The sequence below is a fragment of the Rhodococcoides fascians A25f genome, assembly GCF_000760935.2.
Lineage (GTDB): Bacteria > Actinomycetota > Actinomycetes > Mycobacteriales > Mycobacteriaceae > Rhodococcoides.
Genome location: NZ_CP049744.1, coordinates 3,921,626 through 3,945,302 on the forward strand (window position 1 = coordinate 3,921,626; position 23,677 = coordinate 3,945,302).

The 23,677-nt window shown below is 63.6% G+C and carries 20 protein-coding genes; 6 read left to right on the forward strand and 14 right to left on the reverse strand.

The window, feature by feature from the left end:
• Nucleotides 1-48 precede the first annotated feature (48 nt).
• The 3 genes from BH93_RS18260 (at nt 49) to BH93_RS18270 (ending at nt 3,182) form a co-directional block, all read left to right on the forward strand.
• Nucleotides 49-774, forward strand: coding sequence for a GntR family transcriptional regulator (locus BH93_RS18260; protein ID WP_032404649.1), 726 nt, complete (start codon nt 49-51; stop codon nt 772-774).
• A gap of 112 nt (nt 775-886) precedes the next feature.
• The gene (locus tag BH93_RS18265) at nt 887-2,440 is read left to right on the forward strand and encodes an NCS1 family nucleobase:cation symporter-1 (protein WP_094616452.1); all 1,554 of its coding nucleotides are present in this window, start codon (nt 887-889) and stop codon (nt 2,438-2,440) included.
• A 10-nt stretch (nt 2,441-2,450) separates the two neighbouring features.
• Entirely contained in the window at nt 2,451-3,182 is a 732-nt protein-coding gene (locus BH93_RS18270) for an aspartate/glutamate racemase family protein (RefSeq protein ID WP_037176535.1), read from the forward strand.
• Between the two features lie 3 nt (nt 3,183-3,185).
• On the opposite strand, the gene BH93_RS18275 is transcribed toward BH93_RS18270, so the two are convergent.
• The gene (locus BH93_RS18275) at nt 3,186-3,380 is read right to left on the reverse strand and encodes a hypothetical protein (RefSeq protein WP_037176533.1); all 195 of its coding nucleotides are present in this window, start codon (nt 3,378-3,380) and stop codon (nt 3,186-3,188) included.
• Between the two features lie 26 nt (nt 3,381-3,406).
• Nucleotides 3,407-7,180, reverse strand: a complete 3,774-nt coding sequence (locus BH93_RS18280; RefSeq protein ID WP_037176531.1) for an AAA family ATPase — start codon at nt 7,178-7,180, stop codon at nt 3,407-3,409.
• Nucleotides 7,181-7,402: 222 nt separating this feature from the next.
• Here BH93_RS18280 and BH93_RS27980 point away from each other — a divergent pair, with 222 nt between their 5' ends.
• On the forward strand, nt 7,403-7,729 hold the full coding sequence (locus BH93_RS27980) for a LuxR C-terminal-related transcriptional regulator (protein WP_230594476.1): 327 nt from the start codon (nt 7,403-7,405) through the stop codon (nt 7,727-7,729).
• A 13-nt stretch (nt 7,730-7,742) separates the two neighbouring features.
• Here BH93_RS27980 and mftD (BH93_RS18290) read toward each other — a convergent pair whose 3' ends face one another.
• The 5 genes from mftD (BH93_RS18290) to mftA are packed head-to-tail and all read right to left on the reverse strand — an operon-like array spanning nt 7,743 to nt 11,815.
• Nucleotides 7,743-8,933, reverse strand: coding sequence for a pre-mycofactocin synthase MftD (gene mftD, locus BH93_RS18290; protein ID WP_037176530.1), 1,191 nt, complete (start codon nt 8,931-8,933; stop codon nt 7,743-7,745).
• A 7-nt stretch (nt 8,934-8,940) separates the two neighbouring features.
• Nucleotides 8,941-10,119, reverse strand: a complete 1,179-nt coding sequence (gene mftD / locus BH93_RS18295) for a pre-mycofactocin synthase MftD (protein WP_037176528.1) — start codon at nt 10,117-10,119, stop codon at nt 8,941-8,943.
• 16 nt (nt 10,120-10,135) lie between these two features.
• Nucleotides 10,136-11,371: a mycofactocin radical SAM maturase gene (gene mftC / locus BH93_RS18300; protein ID WP_037176526.1), complete on the reverse strand. Its 1,236-nt coding sequence runs from the start codon at nt 11,369-11,371 to the stop codon at nt 10,136-10,138.
• Between the two features lie 34 nt (nt 11,372-11,405).
• Nucleotides 11,406-11,699 (reverse strand): mycofactocin biosynthesis chaperone MftB, encoded by a 294-nt coding sequence (mftB, locus tag BH93_RS18305; RefSeq protein WP_037176524.1) that lies wholly within the window; start codon nt 11,697-11,699, stop codon nt 11,406-11,408.
• Between the two features lie 2 nt (nt 11,700-11,701).
• Nucleotides 11,702-11,815: a mycofactocin precursor MftA gene (mftA, locus tag BH93_RS18310; protein ID WP_080734238.1), complete on the reverse strand. Its 114-nt coding sequence runs from the start codon at nt 11,813-11,815 to the stop codon at nt 11,702-11,704.
• 294 nt (nt 11,816-12,109) lie between these two features.
• On the opposite strand from mftA, the gene mftM reads away from it, so the two are divergent.
• Nucleotides 12,110-12,937 carry a mycofactocin oligosaccharide methyltransferase MftM gene (gene mftM, locus BH93_RS18315; protein ID WP_037176523.1) on the forward strand — a complete coding sequence of 276 codons (828 nt, stop codon included), beginning with the start codon at nt 12,110-12,112 and terminating at the stop codon, nt 12,935-12,937.
• A gap of 25 nt (nt 12,938-12,962) precedes the next feature.
• Here the strand turns inward: mftM and BH93_RS18320 are convergent, their stop codons facing one another.
• From BH93_RS18320 to moaA, 7 genes are all read right to left on the reverse strand, one after another.
• The gene (locus tag BH93_RS18320; protein WP_165712755.1) at nt 12,963-15,263 is read right to left on the reverse strand and encodes an HNH endonuclease; all 2,301 of its coding nucleotides are present in this window, start codon (nt 15,261-15,263) and stop codon (nt 12,963-12,965) included.
• Between the two features lie 204 nt (nt 15,264-15,467).
• A complete protein-coding gene (gene trpS / locus BH93_RS18325) occupies nt 15,468-16,508 on the reverse strand; it encodes a tryptophan--tRNA ligase (RefSeq protein ID WP_037176515.1) in 1,041 nt (346 codons plus the stop codon).
• A 232-nt stretch (nt 16,509-16,740) separates the two neighbouring features.
• Nucleotides 16,741-18,006 (reverse strand): acyl-CoA dehydrogenase family protein, encoded by a 1,266-nt coding sequence (locus BH93_RS18330; protein ID WP_037176513.1) that lies wholly within the window; start codon nt 18,004-18,006, stop codon nt 16,741-16,743.
• A gap of 153 nt (nt 18,007-18,159) precedes the next feature.
• The gene (locus BH93_RS18335) at nt 18,160-19,170 is read right to left on the reverse strand and encodes a helix-turn-helix domain-containing protein (RefSeq protein WP_052065655.1); all 1,011 of its coding nucleotides are present in this window, start codon (nt 19,168-19,170) and stop codon (nt 18,160-18,162) included.
• A gap of 131 nt (nt 19,171-19,301) precedes the next feature.
• Nucleotides 19,302-20,462 carry a molybdopterin molybdotransferase MoeA gene (locus tag BH93_RS18340; RefSeq protein ID WP_242459005.1) on the reverse strand — a complete coding sequence of 387 codons (1,161 nt, stop codon included), beginning with the start codon at nt 20,460-20,462 and terminating at the stop codon, nt 19,302-19,304.
• A gap of 98 nt (nt 20,463-20,560) precedes the next feature.
• Complete coding sequence (locus tag BH93_RS18345) at nt 20,561-20,803, reverse strand: MoaD/ThiS family protein (RefSeq protein WP_037176511.1); 243 nt, start codon at nt 20,801-20,803, stop codon at nt 20,561-20,563.
• An 18-nt stretch (nt 20,804-20,821) separates the two neighbouring features.
• A complete protein-coding gene (gene moaA / locus BH93_RS18350) occupies nt 20,822-22,420 on the reverse strand; it encodes a GTP 3',8-cyclase MoaA (RefSeq protein ID WP_052065653.1) in 1,599 nt (532 codons plus the stop codon).
• 216 nt (nt 22,421-22,636) lie between these two features.
• On the opposite strand from moaA, the gene BH93_RS18355 reads away from it, so the two are divergent.
• A complete protein-coding gene (locus BH93_RS18355) occupies nt 22,637-23,662 on the forward strand; it encodes a helix-turn-helix domain-containing protein (protein WP_080739205.1) in 1,026 nt (341 codons plus the stop codon).
• Nucleotides 23,663-23,677: the final 15 nt, after the last annotated feature.

The following is a 23,677-nucleotide window of genomic DNA, read 5'->3' on the forward strand; positions in this document are numbered from 1 at the left end:
AACGAGAACGTCACGCCGTCGAAACACTGCGCCGCTAACCTTCGGTTCGTGCCACCCCGTCGCCGGTCGATATTTCTCTCGCAATTGTCGATAACGACGCCGGGTGGTCCACAGCCGACAATTCTGCGAGAGCTACGCCGAGTAATTCTCGCCGGCGATGCACCACCGAATACTCCGATTCCACTCAACGAAGTAGCGGAGCTTTTCGGGGTGAGCAGAATCCCGGTGCGCGAATCCCTCAAAACCCTCATCGGTGAGGGATTGGTCGATCATCGACCGAACCTCGGTTACACGGTGGCTCAGTTGACCGCGGCAGAGCTCCGCGAAATGTACATCGTACGAGAGGTTCTGGAGACCGCGGCCCTTCCGGTGGCGGTGGATCTCGCCACCGAGGACGACCGCGCCCACCTCATCGAGGTCAATCGCCTGCTCGAGGCCTCGCTCACCCAGGACGACTCGCGTGAATACCACCGTCTCTCGCGTGAATTCCACCTGTCCCTGACTCGCCCCTGCCGCATGCATCGGTTGCTTCACATGCTCGAATCTGCTTGGAACATAACCGAACCCATTCAACCGATGGTCCATGTGGCCGGATCGGACAGAGCATCACTGCACAGCGATCACGCGGATATGCTCACGGCCTTTCTGGCCGGCGATTCCGCGGGCCTGCTGCGAGCCGCGCAGCATCATCACACTCGTCTCAATTCGGTCATTTCGACATTGTCGAACGACCACGGATTGTTCGCCGATCCACCGCCCGACCAGACTCGATAAAAATTCCTCGAAAGATATATCGCTTTCGTCACGAGCGCGCAACACTTCGCCGCTAGCTTTTCCTCATTCACCACCTTCGTTCACCTCATACGCCATGCCGTCAGGAGCATCGATGACAGATACAGCGCACGGTCCCGCCCAAACGGGAGATCTTGTGGAAGCCGCGGGCCACCCCGTCGGTGGTGGACTGATCAAGGACAGTTACGACCCGCGGCTGACCAACGAGGATCTTGCTCCGCTGAAGAAGCAGACCTGGACCTCGTACAACCTGTTCGCGTTCTGGATGTCGGACGTGCACTCGGTCGGTGGGTACGTGACCGCGGGCAGCCTGTTCGCACTCGGGTTGGCCAGTTGGCAGGTGCTGATCGCACTTCTCGTCGGCATCGCGATCGTCTACTTCTTCTGCAACCTCGTCGCCAAACCGAGCCAGGTGTCGGGGGTCCCCTATCCGGTCATCTGCCGCAGCGTCTTCGGCGTCCTCGGTGCCAATATTCCCGCCATCATCCGCGGTCTGATCGCGGTGGCCTGGTACGGCATTCAGACGTTCCTGGCCTCGGCCGCACTCGATATCGTGCTGATCAAGTTGTTCCCGTCACTGGCTCCGTACGCGGTGACTGCGGATTACGGTTTCGTCGGACTCTCGCTGCTCGGCTGGGCGAGCTTCCTGTTCCTCTGGGTCGTGCAAGCCGCGGTGTTCTGGCGCGGCATGGAGTCCATCCGTAAGTTCATCGACTTCTGCGGCCCTGCCGTGTACGTCGTGATGTTCATGCTGTGCGGCTACTTGATCTGGAAAGCCGGCTGGGGCGCTATCGATCTCAACCTCGGCGAGGTCGAGCACACAGGTCTGAGCTCCATCCCGGTGATGCTCGGTGCGATCGCGCTGGTGGTCTCGTACTTCTCCGGTCCGATGCTCAACTTCGGCGACTTCTCGCGCTACGGCAAATCCTATGCCGCAGTGAAGAAGGGCAACTTCCTCGGCCTGCCGGTGAACTTCCTGGTGTTCTCGATTCTGGTCGTCGTCACCGCCTCCCTGACGCTGCCGGTGTTCGGTGAGCTGATCACCGATCCGGTCGAGACCGTCGCCCGAATCGACAGCACGTTCGCCATCGTCCTCGGTGCCCTGACCTTCACGATCGCCACGATCGGCATCAACATCGTCGCCAACTTCATCTCGCCGGCATTCGACTTCTCCAACGTCAGCCCCCAGAAGATCAGCTGGCGTGCAGGCGGCATGATCGCCGCGATCGGCTCGGTGCTCATCACCCCGTGGAACCTGTACAACAATCCCGAGGTCATTCACCTGACGCTGGAAACTCTCGGCGCATTCATCGGACCGCTGTTCGGCATCCTGATCGCCGACTACTACCTGGTCCGCAAGCAGAAAGTCGTTGTCGACGAACTGTTCTCGATGTCGCCGACCGGGTTGTACTGGTACTCGAAGGGGTACAACCCGGCAGCGGTGTACTCCACCGTCGTCGGTGCGCTCGTAGCCATGTTCACCGTGCTCTTCAACGGAGCGATCGACGGCATGGAGATCGCCGGTATGTCGACGGCCTCGAAGTACAGTTGGTTCATCGGCTGCGGCATCGGCTTCGTCATGTACTTCTATCTGGCGACGAAGACCAAGCTCGCTGTCACCAACTTCGACGTTCCAGCCAAGGCATAGGATTTCGCGCGTGCTCATCAAGGTCATCAATCCGAACACCACCGGTTCGATGACCGCAACGATCGGTGACTGTGCCCGGGCCGTAGTAGGCCCGGGCACAGTCATCGATGCGGTCAGCCCCTCGATGGGGCCGGTATCCATCGAAAGCCACGTGGACGAAGCCCTCAGCGTCCCCGGCATTCTCGCCGAGATCGCCAGTGGCGAAGCTGCGGGGGTCGACGGCTACGTCATTGCCTGCTTCGGCGATCCCGGCATCGACGCGGCCCGCGAAACTGCGTCTGGACCGGTCATCGGTATCGCGGAAGCGGCAATGCATGCCGCGAGTTTCCTGGGCCGCGGATTCAGTGTCGTCACCACCCTCGGCCGCACCGTCGGCCGGGCACAGGATCTGGCGCATCACTACGGCTTCGGCCGCCACTGTCTCGGTATTCATGCGTGCGACTTGCCGGTCCTCGATCTCGAGACCGACCCCGACGCCCGCAAGATCGTCACCGAAGCGTGCCGCGTCGCCGTCGAGACGGACGGTAGCGATGCTGTCGTTCTCGGCTGCGCGGGCATGGCCGATCTCTGCCAACACATTTCGGCCGAGATCGGTGTACCCGTCGTCGACGGTGTGGCCGCGGGAACACTGTTCGTGCAGTCACTTGTAACCCTCGGCCTGCGCACCGGAAAGCGCGGCGAATTCGCCGCGCCGCCGCCCAAGCTCTACACGGGAATGCTCGAAGGCTTCAGTAGGCCCTGAGCCTTACCTGGACCGACCGAGCTTGGTAACGGTGTACCCGATTGCTGCACCGGCAACCAGTACGCCGACGAGCAGCAGCACAGCCTGCAGGGTCGTGGACATCGAGTTTTCGAACAACCCGACGTAGATCACGACGCAGGACGCCACGAGCGCGACCAGAGCGGACGTCGTGGCGCTTCTCGGAAACCTGGCGGTCATTGCGCAAGTACACCATCCCCAGTCGATCAGCTGCTACACAACTCTCGGTAAGGAACGCCAGGGAGGTACTGGGCCCATTCGGCCTCTGTGACCACCGATCCTCCTGATCCGCACAGGCGACTGCGCACCTCTTCCGGCTCGGTGCGCCAGATGCGAACATCACGGGCCGTACCACCGCCGAACACGACGCGTCCGTCTGCGGCGAAACCCGCATCGTTGACGCGCTGACCGTACGCGGAGAGGGCGGCGTACTGCTCGGGTGCGGTGCGGTCGCCTACGTTCCACAACCAGAGCGTCGATCCCCCGTCACCGGCGGCCATCCGTCCACCGGACCTATCGAACGAGAGCGAGTAGATCGGGCTGGACGGCCCGACGATGCGAGCCAGGTGCTGCGGCTCGGCCGAGTTCGCCATGTCCCACAATCGAATCGAGCGATCCGCACTGCCCGCGGCAAGAGTGTGCCCGTCCGGTGAGATGGCCACGGCCTGGACGCTACTTCCGAAACCGCCGAGCACGGCAGTCCGGCGCGGATCGGTCGGGTCGCCGACATCCCACAGTTCGACCACGCCCCCCACACTGGCGATGGCGAGTACCGAACCGTCGGGCGACAGCGCCATTCCCGCGGGGTAGTTCCCCGCCTCCAGGGTCGACAACGCCCGTGGGGTTGTGGGCTCGGCCAGCGACCACAACGACACGTCGTTCGAGTTCTGGCCGGACGCGACCAGCAGGGTCCCGGTGCGGTCGAAGACCAACACAGCAGTCAAGCTGGTAGTTGCCGCCCGAACGGTACCGAGCTCCACCGGATCGGCGAGATCGGTTGTGTCCCACAGCTGGAAACCGCCGGTCGTCGTGCCGACCGCAGCCCGATTGCCGTCGACGGTGAGCGCCACCGCACCCGTCTGGTCCATACCGTCACCGACCACCAACGGTGCCGATGCCACCGGATGCTCGACGTCCGAGACGTCCCAGAGCGTCGTCGCGGAGGCTCGGGTGCCTGCTCCGGCGAGCAAACGGGTGCCCGATGCACCGATGGGATTCTGAAAGATCGTGTCGCCGGCGTCGGCGAGGGCCGGCCCAGGAAGCGGCCAGATTCGGGTGATGCCATCGCCACTGGCAGTGACGATCGACGAGCGATCCGGCGTGAATACGAGCGAACTCACCTCGGAAGGACCGGGAAGCGTCAGTTCTGGCGTTCCCGAGGCCGCATCCCACACTTTCGATGAATTGTCCGAACTCGCCGCAGCGATCAGAGTCCCATCCCCACTGAACGCCACATCGTTGACATAGCTGGTGAATCCCGTCAACGCCGGCAGACGAGACAACCGGCCGCCGTCGACAGCCCACCGCAGAACCTCGCGACCGGTAGTACCCGCGATCAGCGTGGTGCCGTCGGGAGAGAAAGCAAGCTGTTGCGCGGTGTAGGTCGATCCGTCCGAGGGGATGTCCACCAGCGGAACGGTGGCGGCTGCTGGAGACGCGGTCAGCCTGCTCGCGTCCCACAACCGCATCGCGCGCCCGGGGCCGACCGTCACCAGGTACCGACCATCGGGACTGAATTCGGTCGCTGTCGGCGAACCGGGTTGAGCCACTTCGCCCGCTGCGGTCGGCCGGGCGGGGTCGGCGACGTCGAGCAGAGGCAACGACTCGGCCCCGGTACCGACGACGAGCAAGCGCCCATCAGCAGAGTAGGACATGCTTCGTACCTCGTCGACATCGTTGCGCGACAACAGTATCGGTGCCGTCGGATCCGACACGTCCCACAGTTCGACGCCGTAGAACCCACCCACGGCGAGAACGCCACCCCGCGGATCGAACGTCAGCGCGGACACGTCCCTGGAGACGATCTCGCCGAGCTGCGCGTGTCCGTCCGCAAGGGACCACATCCGCACGCGCCCGTCGGAACCCGCTGTTGCCACGATGCTTCCGCGAGGGTCGACCGCAGTCACCGCCCCGCCCTCCACACCGAGTAACCGCACCGGTGTGTGGATCGCCGAGGAATCGAGCAGCGCCGATCGCGCCTCCGACGTTCGGTCCACCTCGTACGACGCCAACGCGAAGTACGCCGCCAGACCAGGATCTTGGTTCCTCAATTGCTGTGCGACACCGGCAATCTGACGAGAGACGGCCTCGCCCTCCGCGTGTTCGGCGTCGACCCGCCGGCTGTTCGCATCCGATCGGGCAACGAACGCGGTCACCGCCAGTGTCACGGCCAGCACGGTCAGAAACGCGAGTGCTGCGACAAGCGTCTCGAGGGTGCGCCGACGGCGACGATCGCTTCGGTTCTGTTGCTCGACTCGTTCCGCGCTCGCTTCCAGGTAGAGCCTCTCGACGGAATTGAGGTCTCGCCGACGCACCGGGCCGATGGATTCCTGCACCAGTAGCAGCCTCGACGCAGACAGCAGCGAACCTTCGTCTCGGTCGTTGTTGTTCCACAGTTCTGCCGCCTGGGTGAGTCGACGGTGTTCGACGAGCCACTGACGATCGTCGTCGAGCCATTCACCGAGCCGTGGCCACGCCGTGAGCAGCGCCTCGTGGGTCACCTGGACCGTCTCTTCTTCGACGGTCAGCAGTCTGCGCGCGGCAAACCGCTCGACCACCACATCGACGTCGGTGACGGCGTCTGCGTTCTCGTTTCCGTAGAACAGCCCGACACGATCGACGCGGCGACGCGTCACCACGTCGTCGTCGAGATTGACCAGACGCATGAAGATGCGTCGTGCTTCGCGTTGCTGTTCGGCGGTCAGGGCCAAGAACACTTCCTCGGCGCTCTGCCCCACCGCACCTCCGATCCCGCCGGTCGCGAGGTAGTCCGCGACGGTCAGCGTCCTGCCTCTCGACACCTGCCACGTCGTCAGCAGCGCGTGCGAGAGCAACGGCAGGGCACCGGAGTCGTGGGCGAATTGCGATCCACGCGGACCCAATTCGCCGACCAACACCTGCACCAGGGCGTCGTCGACGGTGAAGCCCGCCTTCGCGGCAGGCGACACGATGACTTCACGCAGTTGCGTTTCGGTGAGACGCCCGACGACAACCGGGTTGTCCGAAAGTCCGGCAAGCAACGCATCCTCCGACACGGCGTTCTGATAGAAGTCGGCCCGCAGGCCGACCACGAGGACCGAATCAGAGTTCGGCAGCGACGATGCCGCACGGAGAAAGCTCTCGCGCTCATCCGCTGACGCCAGCGTCCACAGCTCCTCGGCTTGATCCAGGACGAGTACAGAACCCGGCGCGAACGATTCCATTCGCTCGGGGAATGCCCGAATATCGCCGACGCCGGAATGAACTTGCGAGCCAGGGAACCTCGATGCCAATCCAGCGCGCAGGAGCGAGGACTTACCCGAGCCCGAAGCGCCGACCACGAAGACAATGCCGCCGCCGGAGTCGAGGGCGTCACGGACGCGCGCGCCGAGTCGCTCGATCACATCGTCTCGTCCGAAAAACCACTCTGCATCGGCGGACTCGAACGCTTCCAGGCCCTTGTACGGAGGGTCGCCCTTCACCGGATCGACAGTCCGCCTACCCGGGATGGACCGCACCCTCGACACCGCATTCCACCACCGTGCGCGCTCGCCTTCGTCGTCGACTCCGCATGCGACGAGGACGGCCGAGAACATCTCGGCGCTGGCTTTGGTCGGAAGGTGGTGACCGGAAAACCAGCCGCTGATGGTGCCGTGCAGACCACCGGAACGCTCGACGATTTCACGAACTGTTGCACCCGAATCGATCCTGATCGAACGCAGCGCCGCCGCGAATTCGCTGCGGTCCGAGATCGACGAGGGATCCGGGCGCTCAGTGGTCATGAGCGCACTATAGAGCCGGTAAATCACCTAAAGATGCGCGCGAACGCTTCGCTGAGCAGCAGAAACAGCAAGTTACTCCGTTCGAATGACGGTCGCATCGAATCCGAGGTCGTCCGTATTGACCCTGTATGGAGTTCGGTGCACCGCTGGATCCGCCCCAGATTTTCTTCGACGATGGACGCTGCAGTACAAGAGATCGGTCGAAAGTCGAGGGGGAAATTCATGCTCGAACAGATGCTGACGTCGGCGGCGCATCACTCGTTCCGGACGCCGGTACAGCCGGCACTCGTTGCACGCCCGACGCGGCTCGACCCTCTTCACCGCAAGCCTGCGCTGAGCGCACGCGAGATCGAGGTCATGCTTGCCTGGTTCGCCTCGGACTCGAAGACGGTTGCAGCTCGGTCCGTTTATATCTCGGTCGGCACGATCAACACGCACATCACCCGTATTCGGCAGAAGTACGCGGCGGTCGGACGCAGCGCTCCGACGAAGGCCGCTCTGTTCGCTCGGGCGCTCCAGGACGGTCATACTCACCTGTCCGAATGGTGACTGTCGGTTCGTATCAACTGCGGCGGGCGGGCTGAGTCGAGCGAGCGAAGCCTGGCGGCACCACGACGTCGCTTGGGCCGAGCGAGTGCACCGATGCATGCCCGAGGCCGAGCACCGCGGAATCCAGGCCGCCGCGCAGAATGTCGAGCACGTTCTCCACGCCGGCCTGACCGTTCGCTGCCAAACCCCACAGGTACGCCCGTCCGATCAGGACGGCTCGCGCACCGAGCGCCAGTGCTTTCGCCACGTCACTTCCCCGCCTGATGCCGCCGTCGAGGGTGATCTCCACCTGATCCCCCACTGCCTCGGCGATGGACGGCAATACCCTTATCGACGCCGGGGAACCGTCGAGATTGTTCCCACCGTGATTGGACACCGAGATCGCGGTGACGCCGGCGTCCACTGCCCGGAGCGCGTCGTCGATCCGCGAGATGCCCTTGAGCATGAACGGCCCGTCCCACTGCTCACGCAGCCAGGCGATGTCCTCCCACGACGGCAACGGTGTCGACTTCCACTCCCGGTACGCCGCGAAGAACGTCGGCGCGGGCCCACCGGGCGGGGCGAGATTCGGTGCCGTCAGATCGGGGAACGTGCCCGATCGCGCCCACCGAGCGAACCATCGCGGCCGCGCCAACACTTCGGGTGCCAGCCGGACCATCGCCCTGGTATCGAGGCGTTCGGGAATCACCGGACTACCCCAGTCACGGCCCTCCGAGAACGACCAGTCCATCGTCACGATCAGCCCGACCGCACCCGCAGCGCGCGCACGATCGAGCATGTGCCCCAACAACTCTCGTGAATCCACCCAATGGAGTTGAAAGAACGTCTGCGGATTCGCCGCGACGACCTCCTCGATGGGCTTGCTCGCGAACAACGACAAACCCATCGACATGCCCCACGCCGCTGCCGCTCTCGCCACCGCGACCTCGCCGCCCGGGTGCACCGCCTGCACACCCGTCGGGGAGATCATCACGGGGAACGCCAGCGGTTTCCCCATCAACGTCGTCGACAACTCACGCGAATTCGACAAACCCGCCACATGCGGAGCGAACCCGAGTTCACCGAACGCGGCTGTATTGTCCGACACAGTCAGACCCCGCTCCGAGCCCGCCACCAGAGCCGCATAGACGGACTTCGGCAGACGCCTCTTCGCACGCCGCTCCGCCTCGGCGACAGTCTCGAACCACTCTTTCTTGCTGGACATCCTCCGCTCAGACGCCGAGCCTGCGGTCGAATCCGGCCGGCATCACCACATCCGAGGGGTTCAGATCATGCACCGAGGTGTGCCCGAGCCCGAGGACCGCCGAGTCGACTCCGCCGCGCAGGATGTCGAGCACGTTCTCCACACCCGCCTGACCACCGGCAGACAGACCCCACAGGTACGCGCGGCCGATCAACACGGCCCGCGCACCGAGCGCGAGGGCCTTCACGACGTCGCTGCCACGTCGGATTCCGCCATCGAGGGTGATCTCGATCTGATCGCCGACGGCCTCGGCGATCGCAGGCAGCGCCCGGATCGGTGCAGGCGTGCCATCGAGATTGTTACCGCCATGATTGGACACCGAGATCGCCGTGCACCCCGCGTCGACAGCCTTCTTGGCGTCGTCGACGCGCATCACGCCCTTGAGCATGAACGGCCCGCCCCACTGCTCCCGCAGCCACGCCACGTCCTCCCACGTCGGCAACGCAGTACCCATCCACTCCCCGTACGCCCCGAAGAACGTCGGAGCCGGACCACCCGTCGGCGGTGTCAGGTTCGGGGTCGTCAAATCAGGGATTTTTCCGGTCTTGGCGAACTCCCACAACCACTTCGGTCGCATGATGCCTTCCGGGGCGAACTGAACCATGGCCTTGAGGTCCATCTTCTCCGGGATCGACGGAGAGCCCCAATCGCGGCCGTTCGAGAACGACCAATCCAACGTCATGATCAACCCCACCGCACCTGCAGCGCGGGCCCGCTCCATCCGCTGCAGCAGGATCTCACGCGACCCCACCCAGTACATCTGGAAGAAGGTCTGCGGATTCGCTGCCGCGACCTCCTCCACCGACTTGCTGGCGAACGAGGACAGGCCGATCGGAATCCCGCGCGCTGCAGCAGCTCTCGCGACGGCGACCTCACCGTCCGGGTGCACGGCCTGCACACCCGTCGGGGAGATCATCACCGGGAACGACAGCGTCTGTCCCATCACCGTCGTCGACAAGTCACGTTTGTCCGACAACCCTGCCACATGCGGGGCGAAGCCGAGCTCGCCGAACGCCGCCATGTTGTCGTCGATCGTCAACCCGCGTTCCGAGCCTGCCACCAACGCGGCGTACACGGACTTCGGTAGACGTTTCTTCGCACGCCGCTGCGCTTCGGCAACGGTCTCGAACCACTCACTCTTGGCCATTACTGTGCCTTCTGTTTCATGACTGTTCCTGTTCCATTCCTGCGAGCGGGTTCTCGTCGCAGATTTTCGCCGGCGGTCGCATCATCAACGTGAGCGGCACCGACTTACGGGGTGTCTTGCGCTGCCCGGTCCGGGAATGATCGACACTGGACTTCGGGATCTCCCCCGCCGCCGCCAAGGCCATCTCACCGTTACCGATCACGCATTCGGGATCCGGGCCGTCCATCGGCAGACCCGTGAAGAATTTCGCCGCCATGCAGCCGCCGCGGCACGAATCGAAATGGGCGCACTTGGTGCAGGCACCCGAGGTCTGCGGAGACCGCAACTCCTGGAACAACTCCGATGTCTGCCAGACCGATTGGAACCCACCCATTCCGGCTTTCGCGTCGCGGAGAATGTTGCCGGCGAGGAAATTCTCGTGGATCGCGAAGGGACAGGCGTACACGTCACCGATCGGGTCGATCAGGCACACCACCCGTCCCGCACCGCACAAGTTCAGCCCGGGCAACGCGTCGCCGAACGCCGACAGGTGGAAGAACGAATCTCCCGTCAACACACCTTCACCGTTGGCGACGAGCCAGTTGTAGAGCTCGCGCTGCTGACCGGCCGTCGGGTGCAGATCGTCCCAGACATCCGCGCCGCGTCCCGACGGCCGCAGACGGGTGATACGCAGTGTCGCAGCGTATTTGTCGGCCAACGCTTTGAAGTCGTCGAGCTGACTCACGTTGTGTCGGGTGACGACGACCGAGATCTTCGCGTCCCGGAAGCCCGCCTCCTTCAAATTTTCCAACGCCCGGCAGGCCATGTCGAACGAACCGGGTCCGCGGACCGCGTCGTTGACCTCTGCGGTCGCGCCGTCGATGGAAATCTGCACATCGACGTAATCCGACGCCGCCAACCGCGCGGCGACTTGTCTGTCGATCTTGACCCCGTTGGTGGAGAACTTCACCCCCACCTGATGCGCCGTCGCGTAATCGACGAGCTCCCAGAAGTCCGAGCGCACCGTCGGCTCGCCGCCGCCGATGTTGACGTAGAGCACCTGCATCTTCTGCAACTCGTCGATGATCGACTTGCACTGCTCGGTACTGAGCTCGCGCGGGTCACGGCGACCCGACGAGGACAGGCAGTGCACGCACGACAGATTGCACGCGTAGGTCAACTCCCACGTCAAACAGATCGGAGCGTCGAGCCCGAGCTCGAACTGATCGACCAATCTGCCTACCGGAGCGGGTCTTTCGAGGGTGGAAGTCATGGGCGGAAGTCCTCTTCTGCAGTAGGTCAGTGTCTTACGGGCGGGTGATCATCTTCGAGTGGGCCAGCGTCGCGAGCGCCGAGACGTACGGGGCCGACTGCGACTCGGTGATTCCCGCGGCTGCGATCGCCGAACGCATGTCCGAGTGATCGGGCAGCGATTCGATGATCGCCACGATCGTGCGGTTCTTCAGAAAGGAGAGCTTGCGAGTTCCGAAGTGATACAACAACGCTCCGAACGACTCCGGACGCAGCGCTACCTGCGGATGCAGAGCCCACGGCACATCCAGATCGAACTCGTCGAGGTCCTCGCGCACTGCAGCGGTCATGATCAGTACACGCCGCACATGCCGTCGATCGACACTTCCTCGACCAACGACTCTTCGACCAGATCGGATTCGACAACAGCCGCACCGACCACAGCATTCTCGTTCTTCTTCGACATCTGAAACCTCCTACGAAATTTGCTCGGTCACAATCCAATTGGTTGTGTCTCGGGTCACCACGCTAACGGCCCACACCGTCCCTGAACCGGCATGACGATCGGAACTGGTCGGCCGTCGCGATCAACCGTCCGTTCGGGTAGGTACCGACCCGTCCGGCGCGCGGGGTCGACGGTGCCCGAGCGGGCCGACCTGGTGCACAACCGCCGAATCACCCGCTGTGTATGCAACGCTCGACCTCACCGAAGGGACAGCCCTGACCAACGATCGGCATACGACGAGCAGAAACGACTCCGATGACTGAATTGGATGCACTTGCACCGGGCTCCGACGGAGTCTGGGCTCACGAGAACGTGGTGGTTCGGCACATGCGTGGACTCGAATTCGACGCTGTGCGTGTGGGCTCGACGGTGCAGGTCTGTCATGGCCTGACGTCGGCCGAGATCGGAGAGCGCCTCGTTCCGATGGTCACCGCACAGGCCCGGCACGTCGGTCTCTCCCAGCGTGAGTTCGAGTTGGTGTTGGTCGGACTCGTTCGCACCACCGTCACAGATCCGATCGACGCGTGGTCCACCTACTACCGCAACTCTCTGGACGAGCTACTCGGCGGCACCGCCGATTTCGCTCCCGTCCATGCACGCGCCGAGGATTTGGTCGTCGGTTCGGTGCTCGACCTGGGATCGTGCTTCGGTTTCTTTCCGCTACGACTGGCGATGAAGGGCCACTCGGTAACTGCGACAGACCTGTCCGCCGGAACCATGCGCCTGCTCGCCACCGTTGCCCCGCATCTCGGGATCACGCTCGACACCGTGGTGTGTGATGCTGCCGATGTTCCAGTCGCAGACAGCAGTGTCGACACCGTGACAGCGCTGCACCTCCTCGAACATGTCGACGCCGAGACAGGCTCTCGGATCGTGGCCGAAGCGCTCCGTATCGCACGCAGGCGTGTCGTCGTCGCCGTGCCCTTCGAGACCGAGACCACCGCCTGCCACGGGCACGTCCGCACATTCGACGAGGCATCGTTGGTCGAGCTCGGTCGCTCGTCCGGTGCGCAGTTCGAGACATCGGAGCACCACGGCGGATGGCTTGTGATCGACAAGGCCTCGACACGCCAGTTCGCCTGAACAGGGGTGTCGCACCCGAACGAACCTAGAACGGCGGCTCGTCGGTTTCTTCGGCGGTTGGTCCTGTTTCTGGCTCCGGGTCCTCGGGCGGGTCGGGGTAGGCGATGATGCCGGACCGTCTCGGTTTGGTGGGGATGTGTGGCCTCAGGTCGTTGCCGATGATGGGTACGGCTGTGCCGTTGGCGGGCAAGGTGATTCGGGTGGTCTTGGAGGTGGAGGTCCACAGGATCGCCCCGCCGGGGAGCATGACGGCTTTCCAGTAGCCGGCGGTTTTGACGGTGTGGTGGTACTCGCACAGGCATTGGAGGTTGTTGACGGTGGTCCAGCCGCCACCGAGAGGGTTGGCGTGATCGAAGGCGATGATGTGGTCGAGTTGGCAGCGGTCGGCGGGGCGGTGGCAGTCGGGGAAGCGGCAGTGGCGATCACGTAGACGTACCGCGGCGGTGGTGAGGGTGTCGGGTCGGTAGATCAGGGCTCGGTCGGTCAGTGGGTCCCGTCCGACGGATTGTCCGAGGGTGGGGTCGGCGGCGATCGCAGCTTCGAGAGCCGCGGCCAGCGATGCGTTGCCGAGGTAGAGGCCCGAGGGTGTGTGGCCTGCTGTAGGGATCGTGCGGTTGTTGCGCCGGATTGCGGAGGACAGATCGAGGGCAGAGCTGTGCCGTGTGCCCCTGCCGACTGGCGTGTGGGTGCAGAACAGGGCTGCAGCGGAGGTCAGCGACTGCAGACGACGCTGAGATCGATCGTCGCCCGGTGCCGGGTCGGTCGGGCCAGTCTCTGCTGGGACTGGATCCGGTAACGAACCCTGCTCGGCCGGAGGCTTCGGAGTAGGCGATGACACGGTGGCCGCCGCTGGTTCAGGTACAGGCGTCGCACCGGCTGTTGTAGAGCCGGATGGCGTTGTGGAGCCGGATGGCGTTGTGGAAGAGCCTGATTCCGAACAGTCCGGTCCGGTATCAGGTGCCGGCGATGCCTGTCGCGCAGGTGATCGTGGAGCTGACGCGGGTTCGGACGATGCATCAGGCTCGGTGTCCGACGTCGCCTCCGCTAGCGGGTCGCTCACTGGTGCCCCTGAGCGCGTTGCTGCGTGCTTCCGGACAGGATCGGCGGCGTCCGGGGTGGGGGTTGCCAACGGGTCGGTCGCAGGTACGGCTGTGGACTCGTCGTTCTCCTCGGCATCGTCGGTCTCGTCGGTCTCGTCGGTCTCGTCGATCTTTTCTGCCGGTTCTTCCGGTGCCGGTGCAGTGGCCGGAGTCGGTTCGGTCGAGGAGTCAGCGTCCGCCCCCAAATCCGTAGCCGACGCCATTCCCCCACCAGCATCAGCGTCTACGTCTGGTTCCGTCGCTGTTTCCGTCTCGGGTCCTGGTGCCGCTCCTGCCTTCTCGCTGTCCGAGCGTCGTTCCCATTCCCCGGTTTCCGGGTTCTGCACCGCCAGTCCCAGTTTCTCGGCGAGAGTGACAGCGTCGGTGAGCAGGATCTGCCACTGACTGTTCCGCGCCAACTCCCGCGCGAGGTCCGGGTCGATCGATCCATGACCGGCCAGATACGCCGGGTTCGCGAGCAACCCGATGAGGGTGGCGATGTCGACGGTGATCATCGTCAACGGCACTCGTCGATCCGGCAATGCTGCATCTTTTTTCGGGCAATCCTCGCGTTGGCACAGGCATGCCAAGCGGGGTTCGCCGTGCATACGGGCCATGAACGCATCACACAAGCGATCTTGTTTGCCGCGAGGATCTTTCGTGCAGAGGGTGTCGGCCATCTCCCTGAGCAACTGCCACGCCGCCACGGCCTCGGGGGCAGTCAATTCCGCTCGAATCCGCGCCAACTCACCGGCCGGGCTGTACGAAACATGACGGAACCGTTTCGCGAACTCCCGCAGCGCTGCCGCTTCCTCGGGCGCGACCCGCAGCAGGATGTCCCAGATCTCCTTCTCCAGCGGACCCGGTGACGACCTGCGTGCGGCCTCGACGATCTCGTCCTCGACCAGAGACACGATGTCGTCGGAGAGGTTGTCGAGGATCCGGCACACCGTCCGTACCCGCGGGAGGTCGATTTCCCCGGACTCGAATGCGGACTTCACCAGCGGAAGCCGGGTATGCAAGGCGACGCCCACGGAGACGTACGATTCGGCGACGGTGGCGGAGCATCCCAACGCCACTGCCATCTCGGTGCGTCCGTACCGGCTGTAATGCTTGTACTTGGAATCGAGGGTGATCCAGTCGCAGTGCACGCGGTAGCAGGCGTTGATCTTGCGAGCCGCAAGACGATTCTCCGCACGCGCGGCAGCGGTCAACGCCTCCAGCGACACGGTCGGTACTGCGCCCATTTTTCACCCCCCGGTGAGCAACGATTCAGAACATGCGTTCGAACTGAAAGAAGACTATCTCGACCCACCGACAAGAGACGGAAGCGCAGGCTCGGCAGGTCGTGTGCACCTCTCCGAGCAGGACCAATCCGCCAAGGTCGAACTCCGGGCCTCGTCACCTCAAACTCTGTCGATCGCATCGACGACCGTCTCGAGCAGGCGGGCCTAATACGCGGTACCCATCGCCGCGCGCACCTCGCTCAACGTCTGCTCGGCGATCTCGTTGGCTCGCGCGTTTCCGTGACGCACCACCGACCGAACGTAGTCGGGGTCCGCAGCCATGTCGGCACGCCGACGTCGATGTTCTGCGAGAAATGAGTTGACCGACTCGGCCACACAGTCTTTCAATGATCCTGCTCCCCCACCACCTATGTCGGCGGCAATCGCCCCTGGGTCCCGCCCCGTACACAAGCCGGCGATGGCGAGCAGTGCGGATACTCCCGGCCTTGCAGCTGGGTCGTAGGAAATGTCTCGATCCGAATCGGTAGGAGTTCGTCGCACCACGGCCACTGTCTCGTCCGGTGTCATGGACAGCGTGATCGCATTGCCGAAGCTCTTGGACATCTTGCGGCCATCGAGTCCAGGAACGGCGGGGCTCGAGGTGAGCAGACCCTGCGGCTCCTCGAATACCGCGCCGTAGCGGGAGTTGAATCGCCGCGCGATGGTCCTCGCCATCTCGATGTGCGGAAGTTGGTCTTTTCCGACGGGCACCACGTTTGCTTTGCAGAACAGGATGTCGGCTGCCTGGTGTACCGGGTACGTCAGCAACAGTCCACTCAGTGCGCGGCCACTAGCGGCGAGTTCTGCTTTGACAGTAGGGTTTCGGTGAAGCTCCGCCTCGGTCACCAGGCTCAGAAATGGCAGGATCAACTGGTTGAGGGCGGGTACTGCCGAATGCGTGAAGATCATGGACTTCTCGGGGTCGATACCCGCGGCCATGTTGTCCAACGCAGCGTCGTACACATGTTGCCGCACTTGCCCCATTGCGTCGCGATCGGTGATCACCTGGTAGTCGGCCAAGACCACCATTGTTCGGACCCCGATGTCCTGCAGCCGAACTCGCTCTCGAATTGTTCCGAAGAGATGACCGAGATGCAGTGGACCGGTTGGCCGTTCGCCTGTCAACACGGTATAACTACCTGGATCGGTAGCGATGTCGGAGGCGAGCGCCTCGCTGCGGCCGATGCTGGACAAGTAAGTGTCCATCGAATTCCTCCTGAAAGAACGAAGGGCTGTATCGACCGCGCTTCGATCCGAATTCAGGACATCGGCGGGCTGAGTACAGCCCGCGGGACATGATCGACCGGGCTGCTAGTGCAGCCACCACCAAGCCTGTCGAGTGTCGATCATCTCGAAAGGCTACCAAGACTCGGATCGACGAGAGCGACCGATGTGGTGTCAGGATCGCAATGGATCCTGACACCACTGCCTCTGTGGTCTAGGCGTGCTCGGGCACCGACAGTCGATTCTCTGCAGCGGCGAGTGAGTCGAATCCGTCTGCCTTGAGCAGATTGTGGACGTTGCGCCGTCGGACGCCCATGTTGCCTCCGTCGTACACCGGGAAACACAGGACGTCTTCCATGATCGCAGCGATCGGTGTCAGGTTCGTGTACGCATCGACGCCGACGAGACGCATGGCGTCGTACACCACCTGCACGGCCGTCTCGGATGCAAAGATCTTTGCCTCGTTGGCCAATTCGCGGTCACGTCCGCCGGTACGATCGAAATGATCGGCGGCCTTCCATGCAAAGTAGCGGACCGCTTCGATGCGAGTCTTGATGTCCACCAACATGTATCCGGCGTTCTGATACTCGATGACGGGTACCGGACCTGACCGATGGTCGGTCTTGGCGAAGTGCAGTGAGTAGTCGAATGCCGCTCGCATCCTGCCCACGCACGCGGCAGCGATGGACGAGCAGGTCCAGGAGAAGGCAGTGGCGACGATGTCCAACCCGTCGCCCGGCTTGCCGATGAGGTTGCCGACCGGCACCCGCACGTCGCGGAATTCCACCCGCGGCGAATTGGTGGCGCGATGTCCGATGGTGTCGATCATGTCGGTGATCTCGACCCCCGGCGTTCCCTTCTCCACGACGATGACTGCCAGCGACTCCGACGGTGGCAGCGCAGGATCGGTGCGGCACACCACGCTGATCAGGTCGGCACCCTGACCGTCCCAGCCCGAGGCATTGGTGGTGTAGTGCTTGGCACCGTTGATGACCCACTCGTCGCCCTCGAGTCGCGCGAAGGTCCGAATTCCGACGGTCGGGTCCTCCGAGTCGTAGTTGGCCCCTCCGGTCACCTCGGTGTATGCGATCGCAGCCAGCCGGGGCTCGCCGTCGCAGAACAGCGGGAGCCAGCGATTCTTCTGTTCTTCGGTGCCGAAATTGATGATCGGGTTGAGTCCCAATCCGGTGCCGAGCAATGCAGTGGGAGTGTTGATGTCGACCCGAGCCAGTTCCTCGGCCGCGAGCGCGAAGGTCAGGTTGTCGAAGTACGCGCCGCCGTATTGATCGGGAACCAATCCCTTGACGAATCCGAGACCGGCCAACTGCTTGTAGACCGGCTGCAGTGCGTAGAAGCGATCCTCCGGCCGCGGCAAGGATGAGATAGCTGCCGCTACTTCGCTCAGGATGTCGTCTGCCACTTGCCGCGCTTGCATGCGCACGGCCATCTGCTCGGGGCTGAGCTCGAAACTCAGGGTCATGTGAGACTCCTCGATGTCTGTCCTGGTGGGGGTGAAGAACGGAATCGGGCGACGCTGCCCTGCACACCATGTTTCATGGCCCGATGCATCCCGGTCTTGTACCGGACTGCGCCGTCATCGGTACCGTTCTGCACTCCCGAACAGAGAGTCCCCCTACGCCAACTGCGGCATTCCCCTCGTATTCACCGACGCGCGGTATTCGACCGGGCTGCATCCGAAGCGCGATCGAAAGGTCTTGGCCAGATGCGCCGAATCCGAGAATCCCCACGCTGCAGCGATCGCACCGATCGATCGATCGTCACGTGAATCGGCTAGCTCACGACGACACGCTTCGACCCGATGCTCACGGACGACAGCACCGAAAGTCGTTCCAGCCCTCTCGAAAAGGGCATGAAGCGTACGAACCGATACCCCTACGTGGCGGGCTGCCTCGGTGGCGGGAACTCGACCGAAGGGAAGCCGGGAATCGATGTATCGAACTGCGGACACTCGGAGTGCTTCGTCGGTCTGTACAGAGCATCCGGCACCCCGTTCGGCCGTCCCTGCCAGCACCGCACGGAGCAGATCGACATGGGCGGCACCGATCATCTGTCGCTCGGCGGGATGCAGCGAGGAATCGGTTTGCCAGGTCTCCACCATCAACGAGCGGAGCAAGCGAGCCGAGCCCGAGGAGCTCGAAAAACGCCGCGCAGTGGTCGCTGCCGACGGGCCGACCACGTCCGCCAGCAGAGGGCGCGGCAGCCGGAAAGACAGCACTCGCCACAGTTCGTCGTTACCGGGTTCGACGAACTCGAGCCGGTACGGGCGAGTCGAATCGACGATGGCGAATTCGCCTCGGGAGACGGTGCACTGCCGCTCGTCCTGAATAGTCGTACAGTGCCCGTCCAATTGCAGGTTGACAAAAACGACGTCCTCGTCGGCTCGGGCGACTTCACGTTTTCCATGGTCGATTCGCTGTGTGCAGGAGGCAATCTCCGCTGCATTGCCACCCCCGATCGCCGCCGATCGCACCCACCCGGGAAGTCCGGAACTCGAGGAGCTGCGTTCGACGTGGTCCCGGGATCGCCACGGCGCAAGCGGGGTGAATGCCTGGCAGAGGACGTCGGCCCAATAGCTCATCTGATCGGCCGGACCGAGTCCCCTGGTTGTCCAATATGACGTCATGATGCACTCCGCGCTAGGTTCGAGTGCACCCACGGTAGGCCTTGGGCGTAAGCCATCCGAGGCGTTTGCGTTACGAAATGCGTGCACTCTCCTCACACCGACGCAAGAGTCACGGAGAGATTCTTCGAGTTTCAGATGCAGGTACCTCGCCGCGTCGACGCGACCGAGTCCAGCATCCATGCGGGATACTCGCCCGGAGGGCCGAGGCCGCCGTCGGAGGGCGGGACCACGATCACACAGTTGGCATGGGCGAGCGCACCGACCGAGTGCGATCGGATGATCGCGGCGCTTTCACCGTCGACGACGCCCAACATCACCCGAGGTATCGGCGAGGCGGGAACCGTCTCCCCATCCACCCTGACCGTTCTCATCGTCCTGTCCGCCTGTGGGTTTCGCAATGCCGCCACGATCACCGGCCGGACGAACAATTCGTACGAGACCAACGCACTGACCGGGTTTCCGGGCAGACACACGATCGGCGTTCCCTCGACCTTCCCGCACGCCTGAGGTTTTCCCGGTTTCACTGCTACCGAGACGAATTCGACCTCCTGGCCCCGCAGTGCGAGCCGAATCACCTCTTCGGTACCCGCACTGATCCCGCCGGTGGTGACGATGACGTCGGCAACCTCGGCGCATCGGGCCAGTGCCGCCCGACACGCGTTCACGTCGTCGGCAACGGCCGGTTCGAGGTGAACGTCGGCACCGCACCGAAGCAGATCGGCGACGAGCATCGCCGAGTTGACGTCGTGGCATTCGCCCCGCTCGAGGTCTGTCCCGACAGCTCGAATCTCGGATCCTGTCGAGAGCACCGCCACGACCGGGGCCGACTCGACCAGCACACGAGTGCGGCCGACGGCAGCCAATACACCGACCTGCGCCGGCGTCACCACCGTGCCGGCCCTGACGGCAACGTCGCCGACCTCGAAGTCCGACGCACGACTGCGGACGTTGCTCTTGGAGTCGACCGAGTGAATCGTCACCTCCTCTACTCCGAACGCCTCGACGAACCCGCTGGTCACTTCGACCGGAACGACCATGTCTGCCCCCAGCGGGACTACGGCACCGGTCATGACCTGTACCGACTCGCCCGAACGAACGTGCAGCGGTGCCGTTTGTCTCCCTGCGACACTGCACGCGGAGACGAGCAACCGCACGGGTAGACGTTCCGGACCGACGACATCGGCAGCGCGAACGGCGAATCCGTCGACCGCCGAATTGTCGAATGCCGGCAGCGCGCGGTCGGCAACGACATCCTCGGCCAGCACCGCACCCACCGCGTCGCCGATCGACACGGAACGTGCCTTCGCCGTTATTCCCAGCTTCCCTATCGCACAACGATGTTGGTCCACAGTTCGGAGAGGGGCCGGAACGATGTCGACCGTCGTCGACATCATCCGCCGGAGATCGGGGGTAGGACCGCGATTTCATCGGTATCGCTGCACGGAGAATCCTCTGCCCGCGCGAGAGACTGCCCGTTGATCCAGATCCTGGACACGGCAAGCACATCCGCAAAGGATGCGCCGTATCTTCCGACGGCGGAGTCGAGCACTTCCCGAACCGTCGATCCGGGAATATCTCGAGACGCCTCACCTGCGATCTGACGTGCCGCAGCGAACATCACCAATTCGGCCATACGATCACCACTCTCCGATCATCCACCGATGTAGGACATTTCGATGCGATCGCGCACCGGCCCGTCGTTCGTTCCCGCTCGGAGTTCCGAATAGCGATCATCGCGTTGCAGCCACAGCGTGGACAGGCGTTCGACGAGGTCGTCCTGCGATGCCTCCGAGCGCAGCAACGCACGTAGGTCGGTGCCGGTGGAGGAGAACAGACAGGTGTACACCTTTCCATCCGCGGACAACCGTGCACGAGTGCAGGATCCGCAGAACGGTTCCGAGACGGACCCGATCACACCGATCTCGCCGCCACCGTCGAGATACCGGTACCGAGTCGCCACTTCGCCGTCGTACTCCGCGTCGACCGGTGCCAGCGGATAGACCTGTCCGATCGTCTGCACTATCGAGTCGACGTCGACAACCTCGGACAACTCCCACCGATTCGTTGCCCCTACGTCCATGTACTCGATGAAGCGCACCACGACGCCGGTGCCCCTGAACCGCTCGGCCAGAGCGAGAATCGAACCTTCGTTGACACCGCGACGCACCACGACGTTGACCTTCACCGGCGACATTCCGGCCCGCACCGCCGTGTCGATTCCGTCGAGCACGGTCTGCACGGGTACCCGGGTGTCACTCATCCGAGCGAACGTTGCCGGATCCGTCGAATCGAGGCTGACGGTCACGCGCCCCAAACCCGCGTCGACCAAGGCTGCCGCGTGGGCACCGAGCAGAGAACCGTTGGTGGTCATCGCCAGATCGATACCGTCGATGGCACTCAATCGTTCGACGAGCGTGACGATTCCGGCGCGCAGCAGAGGTTCGCCACCGGTCAGGCGCACCTTACGAATACCGATGGTGGCGGCGGCGCGGGCGACTCTCTCGATCTCGTCGAACGACAGCAGTTTCCCGGTGTTCAAGAATTCGTGGTCCGGACCGAATGCGGCCCGGGGCATGCAGTAGACGCAGCGGAAGTTGCACCGGTCGGTGACGGAAATACGTAGATCCCGAAGTGGTCGCCCCCGAACGTCTCTCGTGCCGGCCTCGACGTCACTCACGGAGTCACTCACGAAGCGACCTCGCACGTGAGCGGCGACCTGCGAGGCTGCCTGTTCGACAGTCTCGATCTGCACGCCTGTCTCCACCCAAGTTCGGGCAGCGGCGCGCTGTTCGAGCTTCCACACCGGAACGCACGCCTTGAGAATGTCGATGCAGAACTGAGCTGCCAGGAATGCGTCCACGCGATGGCCCGAGGACACGCAGACCAGGACGCTGGCCTCACCGACTGCGACGGATGCGATCCGGTGCAGCAGGACGATACGTCCGATTCCGGGCCAACGCTGTTGGGCTACCTCCGCAATCTCCAGCAGCCGCGCACGCGCAACCGACTCGTAGGACTGGTAGTCGATCGCCACGACCCCGTCTGCACGCAGACCCGTGATGTCCTTCGAGTACTCGCGAACCACCCCGGTGAAGGTGACCACGGCTCCGCACCGCGGCAGTGTTGCCCACTCGATCGCGGCCTCGACCGACAGCACCTCGGAGGTCACGGCGACATACACGTCACCCGCGCGGGATTCGCTGTCGTTCGTTTTCTCGTCCCGGTGTAGGACAGTGTCGACTTCGCCCACGGCACACCCCTTTCGTTGTTCCGACCTCAGAATGGTCGAGACATGTGCATGTCACTTGACCGCCAGCGACCGTTAGTTGACCTGCAGGGACTGCTGCATGGAGATGTGATCGGACTTTCCGGCATTGTTACGAACAGCGCATCAACCGGAAACATTGCGCGCTAACCTCGAACACAGCTCCTGCATCGCCGTGAGCGTCTACGACAAGGGGTTCCCATGCTGTCTCGATCCGGATTCTCGATCCCGACTCGGACGACCAGCCGAGGCGACTGGTGCGACATGTTGAACGAACACTTCGTCGCACTCGACGTCGCGGACGTGGCCGACCGCCGATTCACCGGAGCTGTTCGGTCCATGTCCCTTGCGCACCTTCAGGTTTCGAGTGTCCGATCCACCACGCAGCACATCGCGCGTACCGACTCGCTGATCGAGCAGGATCGCATCGAGTACGTCCAGATCGGGATGATCAGGCGTGGGTCGGCAGTCGTCGTGCAGGACGGCCGCGAATGCACGTTGACGCGCGGCGACTTCGCCATCTACGACACCTCGCGCCCGTTCGATTGGATCATCGACGGCCATCCCGACGACGATCAGTGGGAGCTGGAAGTCTTCACCTGGCCCCGTCACATGCTTCGGCTCGATGCACGCGAATCCAGTGACATGACGGCGATGGCGTTCGACGGATCGGCCGGATTCAGCGGACTCCTGGCGCGATTCCTCCACGACCTGGGTTCGACGCGCTCGTCACTGGACATCAGCGGCGCGCAGGCCATAGCCGACGAAGTCGGCGACCTCGTCAGTGTGATCGCCCGCAACACCACCTCGAACTCGACCATCGACTCACCAGGCGTAGCGCTGGTGCGAGCAGCGCAACGGTACATCGACGACCACCTCGCAGACACCGAGCTCTCACCCACGTCGGTCGCGTCGGCGATGCTGGTATCGACCCGTCAGTTGCATCGAGTGTTCGCCTCGAGCGGCACGACGGTGGCCCGCACCATCCGAACCAAACGACTCGAGCGCTGTCGCCGCGAGATCATCGGCAGCATCACCCTCGACAGATCTCTCGGGCAGATCAGTCGGCGATGGGGTTTCGCGGACCTCGCCGTGTTCAGCCGCGCTTTTCGGGAGCAGTACGGGATGAGTCCGCGGCAGTACCGAGCCAGTGTCTGCGCCCGGTCGGACGACCCACGTGCGGTGACGCGTTCGACACGACCGACCGACCGAGAACAGAGGTACTGACCCGACGAGCGACTC